Here is a 16,148-nt window from a genome sequence, read left to right as displayed (position 1 = left end):
ATGCGCCCTGAGCGGCATAGGCTGGAGACGTGCACACCACCCACCTGGTCGTGGAGACCCGCGAGATCAACCCGGTCGAAGACCTCCTGGCCTACGCGGACCCCGCCCGCCCTCTTGCCTGGCTGCGCCGCGGAGACGGGATCGTCGCCGTCGGCCGACCGCTCACGGAGATCCGTCCCGCGGTCGAAGCGGGAACGTCACGCGTCGAGACCCTCGCGGCTGCCTGGCGCACCATGGCGGCGCAGTCCGAGATCTCCGACCCGATGGGCCTCCCGGGCACGGGGCTCGTGGCCTTCGGGGCATTCGCGTTCGACGAGGACTCTGCCGCGGACAGCGTGCTCGTGGTGCCCACGCAGGTGGTGGGGCGACACGGCGACCGGTTCTGGCGCACCACGCTCCGCCTCGCCGGCGCTCCGGACGACCGTGACGAGCTCGTCACCCAGCCTTACGGCCCGCACTGGGCCGGCACCGTCGGCCCCGGAGCTCAGAGCCCGCAGGGATACCAGGATTCGGTGCGCCGCGCCCTCGCCCGCATCGCCGACGGAGACCTGAGCAAGGTCGTGCTGGCCCGCGACCTCACCGGGAGCATCCCGGCAGGCTCCGACCTGCGTCGGCTCGTGCGCGCCCTTGCGACCGGCTACCCCGACACGTGGGCGTTCGCCGTTGACGGGCTGATCGGTGCGAGCCCGGAGACGCTCGTCACCGTGCACGACGGAACCGTCACCGCACGGGTGCTGGCGGGGACGATCGGCCGTGGCGCGGACGCCGACGCCGACACCGCCGCATCCGCTCACCTCGCGTCGAGCGTCAAAGACCTCGACGAACACCAGTACGCCGTGCAGAGCGTGCTCGCCTCGCTCCGATCCCACACCCGGGCGCTAGCGGCGAGCGAGCAGCCCTTCCTGTTGAAGCTGCCGAATCTGTTCCATCTGGCCACCGACGTCGAGGGCGAGCTGGCCGATGGGGAGAGCGCGCTCGACCTGGTGCGGGCACTGCATCCGACCGCCGCCGTCGCCGGCACGCCGACACCGGCGGCGATCGACGCGATCCGCGAGCTCGAACCCTTCGACCGCGGGCGCTACGCCGGCCCCGTGGGCTGGGTGGATGCCGCCGGCAACGGCGAGTGGGCGATCGCGCTGCGCTGCGCGCAGTTCACCGTGCGCCAGGGAGAGATCGGGGTGACGGCCTACGCGGGCGCCGGGATCGTCGCCGGCTCCGACCCGGAGAGCGAACTGCTCGAGACGCGCGTGAAATTCCGCCCCCTGGTCGACGCGCTGGCCTGACCGCGGCCGACGCTCAGCTGGCGGCGAGACGCTTCTTCTCGGCCTCGACATCGAAGTCGGCACGTGGCCACTGCGGGTCGATGTCTTCCAGGGCCGCGAGCAGCAGTTCCTGCACGGCCAGCCGGGCGTACCACTTGGCGTTCGCCGGGATCACGTGCCACGGGGCCACCTCGGTCGAGGTGCGCTCGAACACCGTCTGGTACGCCTCCATGTACTGCGGCCACAGCATGCGCTCGTCCACGTCGCCGGGGTTGTACTTCCAGTGCTTGTCCGGACGTTCGAGTCGCTCCATCAGCCGCGACTTCTGCTCATCCGGTGAGATGTGCAGCATGACCTTGACGATGCGGGTACCGGATGCCGCGACCCGGGACTCGAACTCGTTGATGGCGTCGTAGCGGCGCTCGATCTCGTCCGGCGGGGCGAGTTCGCGCACACGCCCGATCAGCACATCCTCGTAGTGGGAGCGGTCGAACACCCCGATGAACCCCGGTTCAGGCAGACGCTTCTCGATGCGCCAGAGGAAGTCGTGCGCGCGTTCCTCTGCCGTCGGCGCCTTGAACGCGGCGAGCGCGACGCCCTGCGGGTCGACGCCGCCGACGACGTGCCGCACGATGCCGCCCTTGCCGGCCGAGTCCATCGCCTGCAGCACCAGCAGCACCGCATCCTTCGCCACCCCTGCCCGGCTCTCGGCGAAGAGCCGCTCCTGCAGCACATTGAGGTCGGTGAGCCCGGCTGCGAGGTCGGAGACCCCGCGGGACTTGCCGTGGTCGTATCCGGGCTTGGCGTCGGGGTCGATGTCGGCGAGACGGAATCCCTCGTCGACTCGCAGCGTCTGCGTCCAGGTGTGCGCGTTCATACGCACATCCTGCCAGTCAACGCGCCAGTGGCACCTCGATGATCTGACGTCCACCACGAGGCGAGGTCAGGGCCTGATCCAGTGCCGTGCGGGTGGTGACCCGCTGGTACTCCCAGCCGTACGCGAGGGCGAGGTGCTCGAGGCGGACCGTGTGCGGCGTGTAGAAGGCGCGATCGAGGTCGCCGGGGCGTGCTGACGATGCGACCTCGAGAGAGTCGAAGATCGTGCCCCCGCCGTCGTTGCCGACGACGACCTGCAACCGGGGCTCGGTCTCGTCAGGCGGCAGCAGCAGGGCGCCGACGTCGTGCAGGAAGGCGAGGTCGCCCAGCAGCACCCGCGTCACGCCGGGGGCGCCGGCCGCCTGACTCGCGATCGCGACTCCGGTCGCAGTGGCGATCGTGCCGTCGATGCCGGCGAGACCGCGGTTGGCATGGACGGGGACCTTCTTGCCGCCGAGCACCTGATCGGCGACGCGGACGAGCCGGGAGGAGCCGAACACCAGGCGGTCGTGCGGCCAGGTGGCGCGCCACACGGCATCGACGAGCAGCTCGCGATCGAGCGGACGGCGGACGGCGTCGAGCTCGGCCTTCACAGCTTGCCTGCGCGCCGCGAAATCGGAGGACGCCAGCGCTTCCGGATCGGGGGCGCGCTCGCTCAGGTCGACAGTCTCGGCCGCGGATGCTCGCATCCACTCCCCGAGCCAGCTGCGATCCGCGACGCCCGGAGCGACGACGACGGCGTCGACCCCCCTCGTACGGTGATTGAGGTTCAGCTCCTCGCCGCCGCGGTGCACGGCCACGACCTCGACATCCTGACGCGAGAGGAGTGCCGCGACCTCGCGACTGAGTGTCGGATGCCCGAGGACGACGACCCGCTCGACGCGTCCGCCGAGATCCTCACGCGCGAGCAGGCGACGGTAGCCGTGTACGATCTGGCGTCCGAATCGCGCGCCGCTCACGATCTCGGCGATCAGCGGCCAGCCGCCGGCGTGCGCGATCTCCTCGGCATCGGGGCCGGCATCGGCCCCGGCGACCACGACGGTGCGTGGCCCGCGGTCGAGTTCGAACGGTGTGCTTCTCAGAGCCTCCGGCGCCTCGCCCGGGGTGATGGCGATCGAGGGCAGGTCGCCCGAGAGCGGTTCCCGGGAGGGAAGGTTCAGATGCACGGGTCCGGAGATCCCGCGAAGGCCGCTCTCGACCTCGCGAGCACCCATCGCCACGGCCACGGCCTGCGCAGCGAGTCCCGACCAGTCGCCATCCCCGGGCACCGGAGCGTCCAGCTGGTCACGCACCCACGGATGGAAGAGGCCGTCCTGGAGCGTCGCCTGGTTGGCACCGACCCCGCGCAGCTCGGGCGGCCGGTCGGCGGTGAGCAGCAGCAGCGGCACCCCGGAGTGGAAGGCCTCCATCACCGCGGGCAGCAGGTTCGCGACGGCCGTTCCCGAGGTGCACACCACCGCGGCGGGCACGCCCGTCTCACGGGCGATTCCGAGAGCCGTGAAGCCGGCGACCCGCTCGTCGATCCGGACGTGCACCCGGACGTGTCCGTCATCGGCGGCCCGTACCGCGGCGAGCGCGAGGGCCTGCGAGCGTGAGCCCGGAGACACCACGATGTGGCGCACGCCCTGGGCGACGAGGTCGGCGATCAGGGATGCCGCAGCATCCATGGCCGGCGACGGGGTCACGGGCGCTGGTCCGTGGCGGGAGGCTCGTCGGTCTCCTCGTCCAGACGGGCGAGCTCCTCTTCGAGGCGGCGGATGCGCGCATCCTGCTCGGTCTTGCTGATGCTGCGCAGGAAGGCCGGGTCGTCGTCGGGCGCGACGACCGGACGGACCCCGGGATCGTTCGCACGTCGACGGCCGATCACGAACCAGAGGATGCCTCCGATCACGGGAAGGAGCACCACGATCAGGATCCAGACGGGCTTGGACACACCGCGGTGCCGCGTCGCCGGCTGCACTGCGCAGTCGACGATGCTGAACACCCAGAACACGGCGGCGAGGAAGCCGCCGACGATCAGTAGTCTCGCCACCCCTCCAGTGTAGGCGCGCCACGGCTTCCCCGGCCCCGGGGAGGACAGAGGCGCCGTTGCTAGACTGCGCGGGAAATGCTGCCCTCATCGCCGGATCCGATGCCGCGAGCGCGGGCCGAGCGGATGCTGATCGCCCGGGTGATCACCGCCGTCGGCCTCGCGCTCCTGCTCGTGGTCGGCGCCTGGTCGACCTCGCGGGGTTCGGCCGATGTGCACGCGACGCTGTGTCTCGCCTCCGGCGTCTCGGAGTCGACGGCTGCCGCCCCGACGGCAGGTGACGCGGCGACAGCGCCCACGATCGACGTGCTCAGCTCCGGTGTCGGGATCTGCCTGCTCGCGGTGCTCGGCGGCGTCGCGCTGGTCCTGCTGTTCCGCCGGCTCGCCGGGGGCACCCGGCCGCTCGGCACCCGCGCCCCGCGCACGGTGTCGCCGAGTCGCGCGGGTCCGCGCGCCTTCGTCCCCGCCCTGACTCTCACGCAGCTCTCCATCTCCCGCACCTGACCCGCCGACGCGCGCATCGAGCCGCCCGAAAGCGGCACCCTTCCCTCGTCGTACCCGTGTGTCTGGAGACCCCATGAAGAACTCTGTCAAAGCGACCCTGATCGCCATCGCCGTCGCCATCGTCCTGCTGATCGCCGGAATCGTCTTCGCGATCAGCCAACAGCAACCCGCCGCGCCCGCGGAGGGCGGAGAGCCGCAGCAGACCGTCCGCACCGATTCCCATGTGCTCGACGACGGGGGCGAGGGCGCCGTGACCGTGGTCGAGTTCCTCGACTTCGAGTGCGAGGCGTGCGGGGCGTTCTACCCCGTCGTCGAAGACCTCAGGGAGAAGTACGACGGCGAGATCACGTATGTCGTCCGCTACTTCCCCCTGCCCGGGCACATCAACTCCACCCAGGCCGCGCTGGCCGCCGAGGCTGCCGGGCAGCAGGACCGCTTCGAGGACATGTACCGCCGTCTGTTCGAGACGCAGGCGCAGTGGGGCGAGCAGCCCGAGGAGACCCCCGAGGTGTTCCGCGGGTTCGCCCAGGATCTCGGGCTCGACATGGGCGCGTACGATGCCGCGATCGCCGACCCGGCCACCGCGGAGCGCGTGCAGTCCGACAAGGCCGACGGCGAGAAGCTCGGGGTGAACAGCACGCCGACGTTCTTCATCGACGGCGAGAAGATCGTGTTGCAGGAGTGGGATGACCTCGAACAGGCCATCGAGAAGGCCGTGAACGGCTGACATGGAAAGGCGGATGGCGCGGCTTCCGTGTCGAAGCCGCGCGGTCCCGCCGCACCGATATTCTGGCCGCATACCCAGGAGAGGGCCAGAATGACCATCGACATCACGACCGCCTTGCAGACAACCCACAACGCCCGCGAACTCGCCGGGATCCCGACCTCGGGCGGCGGCACGCTCGCCTCCGGTCTGCTCTTCCGATCGGACGCGCTCGCCGCGCTGACCGACGAGGGGATGCAGGCGCTGGCCGACCTCCGCATCGGCACCGTGATCGATCTGCGCACCGAGGGCGAACGTGCACGCGCCGCGGATCGCCTGCCCCACGACGGCAGCGTGACGCTCCTGACTCTGCCCATGCAGGGCGGCGCGATGGACGAGATGGTGAAGCAGCTGCTCCCTGCAGCCGGCGGAGCGGGACTCTCGGTGACCCAGGTCGCCGAGGTGCTGAAGCAGGTGCCGACGTTGGAGGAGCTGTACGTCTCGATCCTGGCGGCCAGCGCCACCCCGTTCGCGACCATCGCGCGGACGGTGCTCGAAGCCTCGCGCACCGAACGACCCGGCGTGCTGTTCCACTGCACTGCGGGCAAGGACCGCACGGGGCTCGCCGCCGCGATCCTGCTGCTCGTCGCCGAAGCACCTCGCGAGGCGATCGTCGAGGACTACACGCAGACGGAGAAGAATCTGGCGCGGGGTTTCGCCGAAGCCCTCACCGCACTGATCACCTCACTCGGCGTCCCCCTCACGCCGGCGCTGAAGACGCTCACGACCGAGGCTCCGGCATCCGCCATCGAGGCTGCGATGGACTGGATCGACGACAACCACGGCGACGTCGCGGGCTATCTGCGAAGCGGCGGTCTGACCGACGACGAGATCGCCGACCTTCGTCGAGTGCTTCGCGGGGAGTAGGAGTGCCCGCGCCCGTGCGGACGCAGCCCTCGCTACGCTGAGCGCATGACCGAGGAGCACTCCCCCTCTCCCCATCCGGTGATGGCCGTCGTCCGGCGCATTCCGGCGACGCTGACGATGGTGCTGCTGATCATCGCGGTGGGGGTCGTCTGGAGCGGCCTCTGGGCGCCGTTCGAGGACACCGCACTCTTCCAGACAGTCGCCTACGGGCTCCCGAACCTCGCCGACGGCAAGTGGTGGACGCCCCTGACCGGCACGTTCTTCGTGAACCAGCCCTGGGTGTACCTGTTCACGATCGCAGGCTTCTGGGGTATGGGTTACCTGGAGTTCCGTCGCGGATCGCGCGTGGCGCTCGCCTACTACTGGCTCGGTCAGCTGTTCGCGATCTTCGCCACCGCCCTGCTGCTGTACGTGCTCTCGCAGTTCCCGTGGGCGTGGGCGGCAGAGCAGGCCCAGGCGCTCGACGTGGGAGCATCGGGCGGCACCATGGCGTGCATCGCCGCCGCGGTCGGCCTGTTCCGTCCGCCGTGGCGGGTGCGCGGCTGGCTCATCCTGCTCGGCTTCGTGTTCATCGCGATGCTCTTCTGGGGCAAGGTCGCCGACCTCGAGCACCTGCTCGCGGTGCTGCTGATCCTCGTCGTCGACCGATCGCTGCGGGTGCGGCACACGACGGTCCGCGAGCAGCGGCTGATCGCCGTGGTGGCGATCCTCGTCCTGGGCGCCGTCGAGATCATCACGACCTTCCTGCCCACGGACGGACCCTTCGGGCCGACCGATCCCGCGTCGGGAGGATTCATCGACCTCGCGATCGACCTCGTCGTGATCCTCGTGCTCGTGAACGGGCTCCGTCGCGGGCGGCGCTTCGCGTGGGTGCTCGCGATCCTGCTCGGCCTGTTCAACGTCTCGGGCGCCGCGCTGGTGCTCACCCTCATCATCATCACGAGCCAGGCGGAGCTCGATCTGCGCTGGGACGGTGAGACCGAGCTCGCGATGGCCAACGGCTTCCTGTGGCTCATCATGCTCGTGTACCTGGTGTGGGTGCGACGCGCGTTCCGAGCCAAGCGCCGCGCCAAGCTGGGCATCCAGCCCGCTCCGAACGTCGATGACATGAAGCGCGAGCTGCGCACTCATGGCGGCGGGACGCTCTCGTGGATGACCACCTGGGAGGGCAACAGCTATGCCCGGGTGGCCGGCGGCATCGTCGCGTACCAGCGTCGCAACGGCGTCGCCCTGGCCCTGGCCGACCCGATCGGCCCTGCGGAGACACGCGCAGAAGCCGTGAACGATTTCATCCACGCCGTGGAGCTCGCCGGCCTCGTTCCCTGCTTCTTCAGTGCGGATGAGGCCACGCGGGCGGCCGTCCCCTCGACCTGGCGCAGCATCGTCGTGGCCGACGACACGATCGTCGACCTGCCGGGGCTGGAGTTCACGGGCAAGCGCTGGAACTCGGTGCGCACCTCACTGAACAAGGCCGGTCGCGAGGAGATGACCTTCCGGATGACACACCTCAAAGCGGAGCCGTGGGGTGTGCAGCAGCAGCTCAGAGCGATCTCGGAGGCCTGGGTCGGAGACAAGGACCTGCCCGAGATGCGCTTCACGCTCGGCACCCTCGACGAGGCCGAGGATCCGGAGGTGCGGCTCGCCCTGGCGCTCGCTCCCAACGGCGACGTCGACGGTTTCCTCTCCTGGCTGCCGGTGTACGGCGACGACGGTGCGGTGCGGGGCTGGACCCTCGACCTCATGCGTCGCCGCGAAGGCGGTTTCGGGCCCGTCATGGAGTATCTGATCGGTTCCTCGGCCAAGCAGTTCGCCGAGGAGGGCGCGCAGATCATGTCGCTCTCCGGCGCGCCCCTCGCCCACGACTATCCGCCGGATGCCGGGATGATCGCCGCTCTCAGCGACCGGCTGGCCGATGCGCTGGAACCGGTGTACGGCTTCGGGTCGCTGCATCGGTTCAAGCAGAAGTTCCACCCCCGGTACGAGACCATGTATCTCCTCTTCCGCGACGAGAGCGACCTCACCCGCATCGGTGGAGCACTCACGCGGGCGTTCCTGCCGGATGCGACGCTGCGCCAGTTCGCGGGTGCCGGGCTCGAACTCGTACGGGGCGGGAAGGACTGACGGAGCCCACGCCGTCCGAGAACGCGTCGGGTGGGTCGATCTCCGGATGGCGTCTGTTCTCCGACGGCGTGAGACCACGTGAGTACGATCGGTGTCGTGCTCGATGAAGACCGCCTCCGCTCGATGGCCGACGAACTGAGCCGGGTTCCCGGCGTGCGTGCCGTCGCATTGGGCGGCAGCCGCGCCCGCGGGACGCACCGACCCGACTCCGACATCGATCTGGGGCTCTACGTGGACTCGGATGTCGACCGCGCCGGTATCGCGCGCGTGGCGAGCGGGTGGACGGGCGAACCCGTCGAGGTCGCCGAGCGCGGCGGATGGGGACCCTGGGTCGACGGCGGCGCCTGGCTGATCGTCGACGGCGTCCCGGTCGACCTCATCCTCCGCGACGTCACCCGCGTCGGAGAGCAATGCGCTCGCGCCGTCCGCGGCGAGTTCGCCTTCCACACCCAACCGGGTCACCCCCTCGGCTTCCTCGATGTCGCCTATGCGGGCGAGGTGGCCACCAGCGTGCCGCTTCGCGATCCGGAGGGACTCCTGGTCGGTCTGGCACGGAGCGTCACCCCCTATCCCGCGGCGCTGCGCGAGGCGTTCCTCACGAGCCTCTGGCAGGTCGACTTCCTGCTGAACGCGGCCGTGAAGGGCGCGAAGGCGGGAGACGTCGCATACGTCTCCCTCTGCGGAACCACGACGGCCATGCTGACCGCGCACGCTTGGCACGCCGCGGCCGGGAACTGGGTGACGAACGAGAAGGGGCTGGTGCCGAACGTGGCACGCCTCCCGATCGACTCGGCGGGATTCAGCGCGTCGGCGGCACTGGCACTCGGGAATCTCGGCACGACGCCGGAGGAGTTGCTCGCCTCGATCACGCGGCTGCGGGAGCTGCCGCGTCCGGCAGCTCCCGCAGCCTGATGCTCAGCCGACGGTCTCGACGGCTTCGACCGGAGTCGCTCCCACACCATCGGTGACCGGGCGCTTCGCGGTGTTCGCGATGTGTGCACGGCTGACCACGATCACGGCGACGATCATCAGTGCGACACCGAGCCAGTACGGGGCGGCGTGGCTGACCAGTGCGTAGAGCGCCCCCGCGATGAGCGGGGCGGCCGTGCCCATGGCCGCGTTCAGTGACTGCGTCGCTCCGCCGAGCCAGCCCTGCTCGTCGTCGCCCACCGCGTTCGACATGGCACCGTCCATCGCCGCCTGGGATGCTCCCTGGCCGGCAGCGAGCATGAGCGCACCGACGATGAACACCCACGGCTGGGCGAAGATCGACGCGACGATGGCGAGCGCCGCGAGACCGACCATCTGCGCGACGATGCCGCTGATGATCACGCCGCGCTCACCGATGCGCGGGAGCAGGATGCCGAGCAGCACACCCTGGATGAGGATGTCGATGATGCCGACGGCCGCGGTCAGGAGTCCGATCTGCGTCGGCCCCCACTGGATGGAGTCCAGCGCGAGGACGCTGAAGTTGTTCACGAAGAAGCCGAACGGCAGGGCGAGCAGACCGAAGCCGATCATCAGTCCGCGCAGCTCCTTGCGCCCGAACGCCTCTTTGAAGACCGCGAACGGCTGCACGTCACGCAGCCGGATGGCGCTGATGCGATTGCCGGGCTTGAGGCTCTCCGGAAGCAGGAAGATGCTGAGGATCGCGATCGTGAGGGCGACGGCGGAGGTGAGGAAGACGGGAAGCTGAATGCTCACCGCGGCGAGCAGACCACCGATCCCCGGGCCGACCATGGTGCCGATTCCCGTGAGAGCGCCGAGGAGACCGAAGCGTTTCGCCCGCTGTTCCGGCGGGGTGATGTCGGCGAGGTAGGCGAAGAGGGCGGGGAGATCTCCCGCGGTCAGGCCTTGGATCATGCGCGCGAGCACGAGGACCCAGATCGCACCGCCGATGCCGAACAGCGCCATCGAGAATGCGGCGCCGAACGCGGCGACGATGATGACGGGTCGACGACCGAAGCGGTCGGAGAGCCGGCCGAGGAAGGGGGCGACCAGGAAGGCGCAGAGGCCGTTGACGGCCTCGAGCACGCCCACCCAGATGGCGAGGTCGCTCTCGTGCGAGACGTATTGCAGCACGACGAAGGGCAGGACGGGAAGGACGACCGTCATACCGATGACGGTGAGCATCGTGAGCACGATGAGCATGATCCACGCGCGGTTCTGATCCCGTCGCGTGAGGACGTTGGGTGAAGTCATACCGAAAGTGTACCGATACCAGTTTTGGTGTCAAGCCAGGTTTGTAGTCGGTCCACGATAGACTGCTGTCATGACGAACCCAGAGCCCCTCGGACGCCGCGAGCGCAAGAAGGCCGCGACCCGCAAGGCGATCTCCGACGTCGCGACGATGATGTTCCTCGAGCGCGGCTTCGACAACGTCAGCATCCGCGAGGTCGCCGATGCGGCGGACGTCTCCCCTACGACCGTGTTCGCGCACTTCCCGCAGAAGGAGGCTCTCGTCTTCGACGAGGACGACGAACAGCGCGACCGTCTGGTCTCGGCCGTGCGCGACCGGCCCGCCGGACGCACGATCAACCGCGCGATCCACGACTTCTTCGCCGCCGAGATCAGGGCGAACTTCGACGAGCACGGTGATGACGTCACCCGCGTGTTCATGCGCTTCCTGAACGAGACACCCGCCCTGCGCGACTATGCCGCGAAGATGTGGCTCCGACACGAGGATGCCCTCGCCGCGGCCATCGCCGACGAGCTCGGGCTCGCCGAGCCGGTCGCCGAGATCCGCGTCTACGCCCGATTCGTCCTGCAGATGCAACTGCTGATCAACGACAGCGAAGATCCACTCGAGACGGTGGACGCGGGATTCCGGGTGCTCGCGAGTGGCTGGGACCCTGTCGAAGAGCGTCTCGCCAGGTGATTCTCCGGCGCCGGGTCAGTCGTCGCGAGGGCGTCGTCGCAGACTCTTGACGTCGGTGCGCCGCTGCTTGGCCTTCAGCCGGCGCTCCTTCGACCCCCGACTCGGCTTCGTCGGCCGTCGCGGTGGTGCCGGCGGGCGCAGAGCCTCTGCGACGAGGGCGACGAGCCGCTCCCGCGCCGCATCCCTGTTGCGCAACTGGGCACGATGCTCGGACGCGGCGATCGTCAGCACTCCATCGACCAGGCGACCACTCAATCGGTCGAGCAGCCTCTCGCGCTGATGCGGCGAGAGCACCGCGGAGTTCGCCGCATCCCAGACGAGTTCAGCGCGGGAATCCGCGGTGTTGACGCCCTGTCCCCCCGGCCCGGATGACCGCGAGAAGCGCCACGACAACTCGGCCTCGGGGATCGTGAGACCCGACGAGACCCGCAGACCGGGGCGATGGGCAGAAGGCATGTGTCCATCATCGGGCCTCGCGGGGCGCTCGCAGCTCACCCGGATAGCATGGCGAGGGCGGCAGGACCTGTTTTCCCGCGCAGTCGGCGCCGCCTCACGCGGAGCACGAATGAACTCTTACCGGCAGGACGACTGGGCGGCGAGCCCGTCGTATCCGTCGACCGTGAACGAGCCGTACCTGATGGGCACCGGCGTGGTCACCGCCGAGGACACCGGCACCCGCCCGCTCTCCCCTCCGCACAGCCACGCCGACCCGATGCTCGCCTGGTGCTACCGCGGCACGGTGTGGGTGCACCTGCAGGACGCACGGTGGCGCCTCGCCCCCGGTCAGGGCGTGTGGATCCCCGCACGCACCCCGCACACGGCCCATCACGAACCCGACTCGACCGGCTGCTACACGTACATCCCCGACTCATCGCTGATCGCCCCGATCGACGACATCACACGGGTGCTGGTGCCGCGCGCGGTGCAGGAGATGCTGCTCCACCTCGGCATCAACGACATGCCCACCGACCTGCGCGTGCGCATCCAGTCGGTGCTCATCGAGATGCTGCAGCAGCCGCTTCCCGAGGCCGCGAGCGAATGGGGCGAGGTGCCGATGCCTGCGGATGAGCGGGTCGCCCCGCTCGTGCAGGCCGTTCTCGCCGACCCCGGCGACCCCCGCAGTGCGATCGAGCTGTTCCTCGCGCACGGGCTCCACGAGCGTACGGTCCTGCGCATCTTCCAGAACGACGTCGGCATGAGCTTCGGGCGGTGGCGCACCGGCGTGCGGATGACCCTCGGGGCGCGTCTGATCGTCGACGGCACTCCGATCGGTGCGGCCGCGCACCGCTGCGGCTACGCCACGACGAGCGCCTTCTCCGCCGCGTTCAAGGAGCGCTTCGGGCTCACTCCCCGGCAGCACGTGGCGCGCGTGCAGGCCGACGCGGCGCACCAGCTGTACTGGCGGTGACGGCGGGGCGATCCTGATCCCCTGACGGCGAATCCGACCGTCGTTGTCGGTTCCGCGATACAAGTCGTCGCTCCCGCGACACTGAGCGCAGGATCCGCGTTCTAGCATCGTTCTGTTAGGGCATGCTTACCTAACTTCTCGCCGCGTCGACGCGGCAACACCCTCCCCCCTTCCCGAAGGAGAACCATGTCGCTCGCTTCTGCGCGCCCGAAGATCCGCCGAGGCTCGGCCCTCGTCGCCGCGGCCGTCGCCGCCGCCCTCACCCTCGCCGGGTGCTCGTCCACCCCCGAAGAATCGAGTTCCGCCTCCACCGCAACAGACGGCGTGGTCATCGAGCACGGCCACGGCAAGACCGTGATCCCCGAGAAGCCGCAGCGCATCGTCACCCTCGGCTGGATGACGGCCGACATCGTCGCCGCCCTCGGCACCAATCCCGTCGGCATGGAGGAGGTCTGGGGCGCAGGCGAGAGCGGCTACCAGCCCTGGTTCGAGGACTATGTCACCGAGGAGTACGGCGAGACCCCCGAGATCATCCCCTTCCTCGAGGACGGCCCCAACTACGAGGCCATCAAGGAGCTCAAGCCCGACCTGATCCTGAGCCTCTACTCCGGCGTCTCCGACATCGAGTACGAGCGCCTGACCGAGATCGCCCCGACCGTCCCCTACATCGAAGGCCCCTGGAACCCGGGGACCTGGGAGGACATGACCCGCACGGTCGGCAAGGCACTGTCCGAAGAGGACAAGGCCGATGAGCTGATCGCCGAGACAGAGAAGCAGATCACCACCCTGGCCGGCGAGCACCCCGAGTTCGAGGACAAGACCTTCGTCTGGGGTCTGACCCTGAACGAGGGCGGCACCGACCTCGGCGTCTACCTCGAGTACGACCCCCGCGTGCGCATCACCGAGGCCCTCGGATTCACCTCGACCCCGGCGATGGACAGCTTCCTCCAGACCGCGGAGGGCGACAACTGGTACACCGGCGTCAGCCTCGAGAACCTCTACGACGTGGAGGCCGAACTGTTCGCGGCCTGGGGCGGCAGCGCCGACGAGGGCACGTACACGGTCGAGAACAAGGTCGTGTCGCGCTGGAACCCGATCGCCAACGGCTCGTACGTGATCTACGCCGACGACGCCGAGGCCTCGGCCATCAGCGCGCCCACCGTGCTCTCGCTGAAGTACATCCTGCCGACGTACGTCGACGACCTCGCCGGGGCGCTCCAGGGCGAGCCCACCATCACCGGCAAGTGATCCGAGAGATGTCCCTGGCGACGGATGACGGCAAGGACGTCTCGAACACGGGTGCGGGGAGTCGTGCAGTCGACTCCCCGCACCGTAACGGGACGCTCGTGGCGGGACTGGTCATCTCGGTCGTGGTGCTGGCCATCGCCGCCATCGCCTCGCTCGCCGTCGGCGCCCTCGCGATCGACCCCATCACCGTGCTGCAGTCCCTCTTCTCCTACGACGACGAGAACCCGCTGCACCTCATGGTCATGGAGCTGCGTGTGCCGCGCACCCTGCTCGGCATCGTCGTGGGTGCCGCTCTCGCGGTGTGCGGCGGCCTGATCCAGGCCTTCACCCGCAACCCGCTGGCCGACCCCGGCATCCTCGGTGTGAACGCCGGTGCATCCTTCGCCGTCACGTTCGCCGTCGGTGTGCTCGGCCTCACCGCCCCCGGCGCCTACGTGCCCTTCGCCCTCGGCGGAGCCTTCGTCCTCACCATGCTCGTCTACATACTGGGCTCGTTCGGAGCCTCGGGGGCGACCCCCATGAAGCTCACCCTCGCCGGCGTCGCCCTCGGCGCGGCCTTCACCGGCTTCACCACCGCGATCGTGCTGCGCGACCACAGCACCCTGCAGGTGATGCGGTTCTGGGGCGTCGGCTCGATCGGTGGACGCACCCTCGACCAGCTCACCTGGGCCGTGCCCCTGATCGTCGCCGGTCTCCTGATCGGACTCCTGTGCGCGCGCTCCCTGAACGCCCTGGCCCTCGGCGACGACCTGGCGCAGGCCCTCGGTGCACGCGTGCGCGTGACTCGCATCCTCGTCATCATCGCCGTCACCCTGCTGGCCGGAACCAGCGTCGCCGCCGCCGGACCCATCGCCTTCGTCGGGCTCATGATCCCGCACATCGTCCGCTGGTTCACCGGCCCCGACCAGCGCTGGGTGCTCGGGTACTCGATGATCATCGGCCCCGCCTTCCTGCTGTTCGCCGACGTCCTCGGCCGCATCGTGCTCCCGAACGGGGAGATGCGCGTCGGCATCGTCACGGCCCTCCTCGGAGCCCCGATCCTGATCATGCTCGTGCGTCGCAAGCGGGTGAGCGGCCTGTGAGCATCGACCAGAAGCCCGTCGCTGCACCCCACGCAGACGCCGCGCCTGCCGCGTTCGTGCCGGTCGATCACGGACGCCGCCTGTTCCGGATCGAGACCGCGCGGATCGCCGCGCTCATCCCGGTGCGATCCGTCATCGTCAGCCTCCTGCTGGTCGTCGTGATCATCGGCGCGGGCCTGTTCTCCATGACTCTCGGCGCCTACGAGGTCGACTTCGCGGCCGTCATCCGAGCGATCTTCGACCCCGCATCCGACCCCGACATCCGCCAGGTGGTGTTCGAATGGCGCCTGCCGCGCGTGCTCTTCGCCGTGCTGTGCGGAGCAGCCCTCGCGCTCGCCGGCGGCATCTTCCAGTCCCTCACCCGCAATCCGCTCGGCTCCCCCGACATCATCGGCTTCGGCATCGGCGCACAGTTCGGTGTGACGCTGGTCATGATCGTCTTCGAGCTGAACACCTACATGTTCAAGGCGGCGGGTGCGCTCGTCGGAGGCCTGTTCACCGCGCTGCTCGTCTACGTGCTCGCCAGCAAGAACGCGATGTCGTCGTTCCGGCTCATCATCGTCGGCATCGGCGTCTCGGCGGGACTCGGATCCCTCACCTCGTGGATCCTGATCTCGGTCAGCGTCGAGAAGGCCATGATGGCGGCGACCTGGGGTGCGGGCTCGATCGCCTCGCTCGGCTTCGACCAGCTGATCCCGGCGGCGATCGTGTTCGCGATCGTGACCCTGCTCTCCCTCCCCCTCGCCCGCACGCTTCCCGTGCTCGAGATGGGCGACGACGCGGCGACCGCCCTCGGCATCAGTCCCGGTCGCACCCGTCTCGCAGCGATGGTGTTCGGCGTCGCCCTGGTCGCGCTGGTGACCGCCGCGGCCGGCCCCATCTCCTTCATCGCCCTCGCGGCCCCGCAGATCTCGCAGCGCCTCACCCGCTCGAACACCCCGATGGGCACGGTGCCCGTGATGCTGACCGGCGCCGCTCTCGTCGTGGTGTCGGACGCCGTGGCCCAGCTCGTCGCTGTGCCGGTCGGCGTCGTGACGGTGTCGGTCGGCGGCCTCTATCTCGCCTGGCTGCTCGCTGCCCAGTACGCGCGCCGCACCTGAAAGGAACACC

At 69.5% G+C, this 16,148-nt stretch carries 16 protein-coding genes; 11 read left to right on the top strand and 5 right to left on the bottom strand.

All coding sequences use genetic code 11. The annotated features are described in order from the left end of the window. Window positions 1–29: 29 nt before the first annotated feature. Window positions 30–1,283: an isochorismate synthase gene (locus ACLFA2_RS12635; RefSeq protein ID WP_426621419.1), complete on the top strand. Its 1,254-nt coding sequence runs from the start codon at window positions 30–32 to the stop codon at window positions 1,281–1,283. 13 nt (window positions 1,284–1,296) lie between these two features. Here ACLFA2_RS12635 and ACLFA2_RS12630 read toward each other — a convergent pair whose 3' ends face one another. Genes ACLFA2_RS12630 through ACLFA2_RS12620 form a run of 3 tightly spaced genes read right to left on the bottom strand, consistent with a single transcriptional unit; the run spans window position 1,297 to window position 4,170 of the window. After that, window positions 1,297–2,139 carry a polyphosphate kinase 2 family protein gene (locus tag ACLFA2_RS12630; RefSeq protein WP_021201143.1) on the bottom strand — a complete coding sequence of 281 codons (843 nt, stop codon included), beginning with the start codon at window positions 2,137–2,139 and terminating at the stop codon, window positions 1,297–1,299. 16 nt (window positions 2,140–2,155) lie between these two features. Then, the gene (gene menD, locus ACLFA2_RS12625; RefSeq protein WP_426622473.1) at window positions 2,156–3,805 is read right to left on the bottom strand and encodes a 2-succinyl-5-enolpyruvyl-6-hydroxy-3-cyclohexene-1-carboxylic-acid synthase; all 1,650 of its coding nucleotides are present in this window, start codon (window positions 3,803–3,805) and stop codon (window positions 2,156–2,158) included. Between the two features lie 14 nt (window positions 3,806–3,819). Continuing rightward, window positions 3,820–4,170: a PLD nuclease N-terminal domain-containing protein gene (locus ACLFA2_RS12620; protein WP_021201145.1), complete on the bottom strand. Its 351-nt coding sequence runs from the start codon at window positions 4,168–4,170 to the stop codon at window positions 3,820–3,822. Window positions 4,171–4,245: 75 nt separating this feature from the next. On the opposite strand from ACLFA2_RS12620, the gene ACLFA2_RS12615 reads away from it, so the two are divergent. From ACLFA2_RS12615 to ACLFA2_RS12595, 5 genes are all read left to right on the top strand, one after another. Next, window positions 4,246–4,671 carry a hypothetical protein gene (locus ACLFA2_RS12615; RefSeq protein ID WP_347123436.1) on the top strand — a complete coding sequence of 142 codons (426 nt, stop codon included), beginning with the start codon at window positions 4,246–4,248 and terminating at the stop codon, window positions 4,669–4,671. 73 nt (window positions 4,672–4,744) lie between these two features. Beyond that, on the top strand, window positions 4,745–5,398 hold the full coding sequence (locus tag ACLFA2_RS12610; protein WP_029260036.1) for a DsbA family protein: 654 nt from the start codon (window positions 4,745–4,747) through the stop codon (window positions 5,396–5,398). 90 nt (window positions 5,399–5,488) lie between these two features. Further along, a complete protein-coding gene (locus ACLFA2_RS12605) occupies window positions 5,489–6,301 on the top strand; it encodes a tyrosine-protein phosphatase (protein WP_426621418.1) in 813 nt (270 codons plus the stop codon). Between the two features lie 45 nt (window positions 6,302–6,346). Then, the gene (locus ACLFA2_RS12600; RefSeq protein WP_029260034.1) at window positions 6,347–8,422 is read left to right on the top strand and encodes a bifunctional lysylphosphatidylglycerol flippase/synthetase MprF; all 2,076 of its coding nucleotides are present in this window, start codon (window positions 6,347–6,349) and stop codon (window positions 8,420–8,422) included. A gap of 96 nt (window positions 8,423–8,518) precedes the next feature. Continuing rightward, a complete protein-coding gene (locus tag ACLFA2_RS12595; RefSeq protein ID WP_426621417.1) occupies window positions 8,519–9,334 on the top strand; it encodes a nucleotidyltransferase domain-containing protein in 816 nt (271 codons plus the stop codon). 3 nt (window positions 9,335–9,337) lie between these two features. On the opposite strand, the gene tet(42) is transcribed toward ACLFA2_RS12595, so the two are convergent. Further along, complete coding sequence (gene tet(42), locus ACLFA2_RS12590; protein ID WP_231494481.1) at window positions 9,338–10,624, bottom strand: tetracycline efflux MFS transporter Tet(42); 1,287 nt, start codon at window positions 10,622–10,624, stop codon at window positions 9,338–9,340. A gap of 70 nt (window positions 10,625–10,694) precedes the next feature. On the opposite strand from tet(42), the gene ACLFA2_RS12585 reads away from it, so the two are divergent. Further along, a complete protein-coding gene (locus ACLFA2_RS12585) occupies window positions 10,695–11,300 on the top strand; it encodes a TetR/AcrR family transcriptional regulator (RefSeq protein ID WP_021201152.1) in 606 nt (201 codons plus the stop codon). Between the two features lie 15 nt (window positions 11,301–11,315). Here the strand turns inward: ACLFA2_RS12585 and arfB are convergent, their stop codons facing one another. Continuing rightward, complete coding sequence (gene arfB / locus ACLFA2_RS12580; protein WP_021201153.1) at window positions 11,316–11,756, bottom strand: alternative ribosome rescue aminoacyl-tRNA hydrolase ArfB; 441 nt, start codon at window positions 11,754–11,756, stop codon at window positions 11,316–11,318. A 109-nt stretch (window positions 11,757–11,865) separates the two neighbouring features. Here arfB and ACLFA2_RS12575 point away from each other — a divergent pair, with 109 nt between their 5' ends. The 4 genes from ACLFA2_RS12575 to ACLFA2_RS12560 all read left to right on the top strand — a co-directional run bounded on the left by ACLFA2_RS12575 (window position 11,866) and on the right by ACLFA2_RS12560 (window position 16,138). After that, complete coding sequence (locus ACLFA2_RS12575) at window positions 11,866–12,708, top strand: AraC family transcriptional regulator (RefSeq protein WP_426621416.1); 843 nt, start codon at window positions 11,866–11,868, stop codon at window positions 12,706–12,708. A 186-nt stretch (window positions 12,709–12,894) separates the two neighbouring features. Beyond that, complete coding sequence (locus ACLFA2_RS12570) at window positions 12,895–13,956, top strand: ABC transporter substrate-binding protein (RefSeq protein ID WP_426621415.1); 1,062 nt, start codon at window positions 12,895–12,897, stop codon at window positions 13,954–13,956. Between the two features lie 8 nt (window positions 13,957–13,964). Beyond that, window positions 13,965–15,038, top strand: coding sequence for a FecCD family ABC transporter permease (locus ACLFA2_RS12565; RefSeq protein ID WP_426621414.1), 1,074 nt, complete (start codon window positions 13,965–13,967; stop codon window positions 15,036–15,038). Continuing rightward, a complete protein-coding gene (locus ACLFA2_RS12560) occupies window positions 15,035–16,138 on the top strand; it encodes a FecCD family ABC transporter permease (RefSeq protein WP_426621413.1) in 1,104 nt (367 codons plus the stop codon). The genes ACLFA2_RS12565 and ACLFA2_RS12560 overlap by 4 nt, the downstream gene beginning before the upstream one ends. Window positions 16,139–16,148 lie beyond the last annotated feature (10 nt).

Origin of the sequence: Microbacterium sp. As-52, assembly GCF_049949185.1 — a bacterium.
GTDB classification, from domain to species: domain Bacteria; phylum Actinomycetota; class Actinomycetes; order Actinomycetales; family Microbacteriaceae; genus Microbacterium; species Microbacterium maritypicum_A.
This window is presented reverse-complemented; position numbering and strand designations above follow the sequence as displayed.

What these genes read in the sequence shown, in the direction of transcription:
- arfB (WP_021201153.1), bottom strand. Translation starts at nt 11,756, where the DNA reads ATGCCTTCTGCCCATCGCCCCGGTCTGCGGGTCTCGTCGGGTCTCACG.
- ACLFA2_RS12575 (WP_426621416.1), top strand. Translation starts at nt 11,866, where the DNA reads ATGAACTCTTACCGGCAGGACGACTGGGCGGCGAGCCCGTCGTATCCG.
- ACLFA2_RS12630 (WP_021201143.1), bottom strand. Translation starts at nt 2,139, where the DNA reads ATGAACGCGCACACCTGGACGCAGACGCTGCGAGTCGACGAGGGATTC.
- ACLFA2_RS12605 (WP_426621418.1), top strand. Translation starts at nt 5,489, where the DNA reads ATGACCATCGACATCACGACCGCCTTGCAGACAACCCACAACGCCCGC.
- ACLFA2_RS12600 (WP_029260034.1), top strand. Translation starts at nt 6,347, where the DNA reads ATGACCGAGGAGCACTCCCCCTCTCCCCATCCGGTGATGGCCGTCGTC.
- menD (WP_426622473.1), bottom strand. Translation starts at nt 3,805, where the DNA reads ATGGATGCTGCGGCATCCCTGATCGCCGACCTCGTCGCCCAGGGCGTG.
- ACLFA2_RS12565 (WP_426621414.1), top strand. Translation starts at nt 13,965, where the DNA reads ATGTCCCTGGCGACGGATGACGGCAAGGACGTCTCGAACACGGGTGCG.
- ACLFA2_RS12585 (WP_021201152.1), top strand. Translation starts at nt 10,695, where the DNA reads ATGACGAACCCAGAGCCCCTCGGACGCCGCGAGCGCAAGAAGGCCGCG.
- ACLFA2_RS12615 (WP_347123436.1), top strand. Translation starts at nt 4,246, where the DNA reads ATGCTGCCCTCATCGCCGGATCCGATGCCGCGAGCGCGGGCCGAGCGG.
- ACLFA2_RS12570 (WP_426621415.1), top strand. Translation starts at nt 12,895, where the DNA reads ATGTCGCTCGCTTCTGCGCGCCCGAAGATCCGCCGAGGCTCGGCCCTC.
- ACLFA2_RS12610 (WP_029260036.1), top strand. Translation starts at nt 4,745, where the DNA reads ATGAAGAACTCTGTCAAAGCGACCCTGATCGCCATCGCCGTCGCCATC.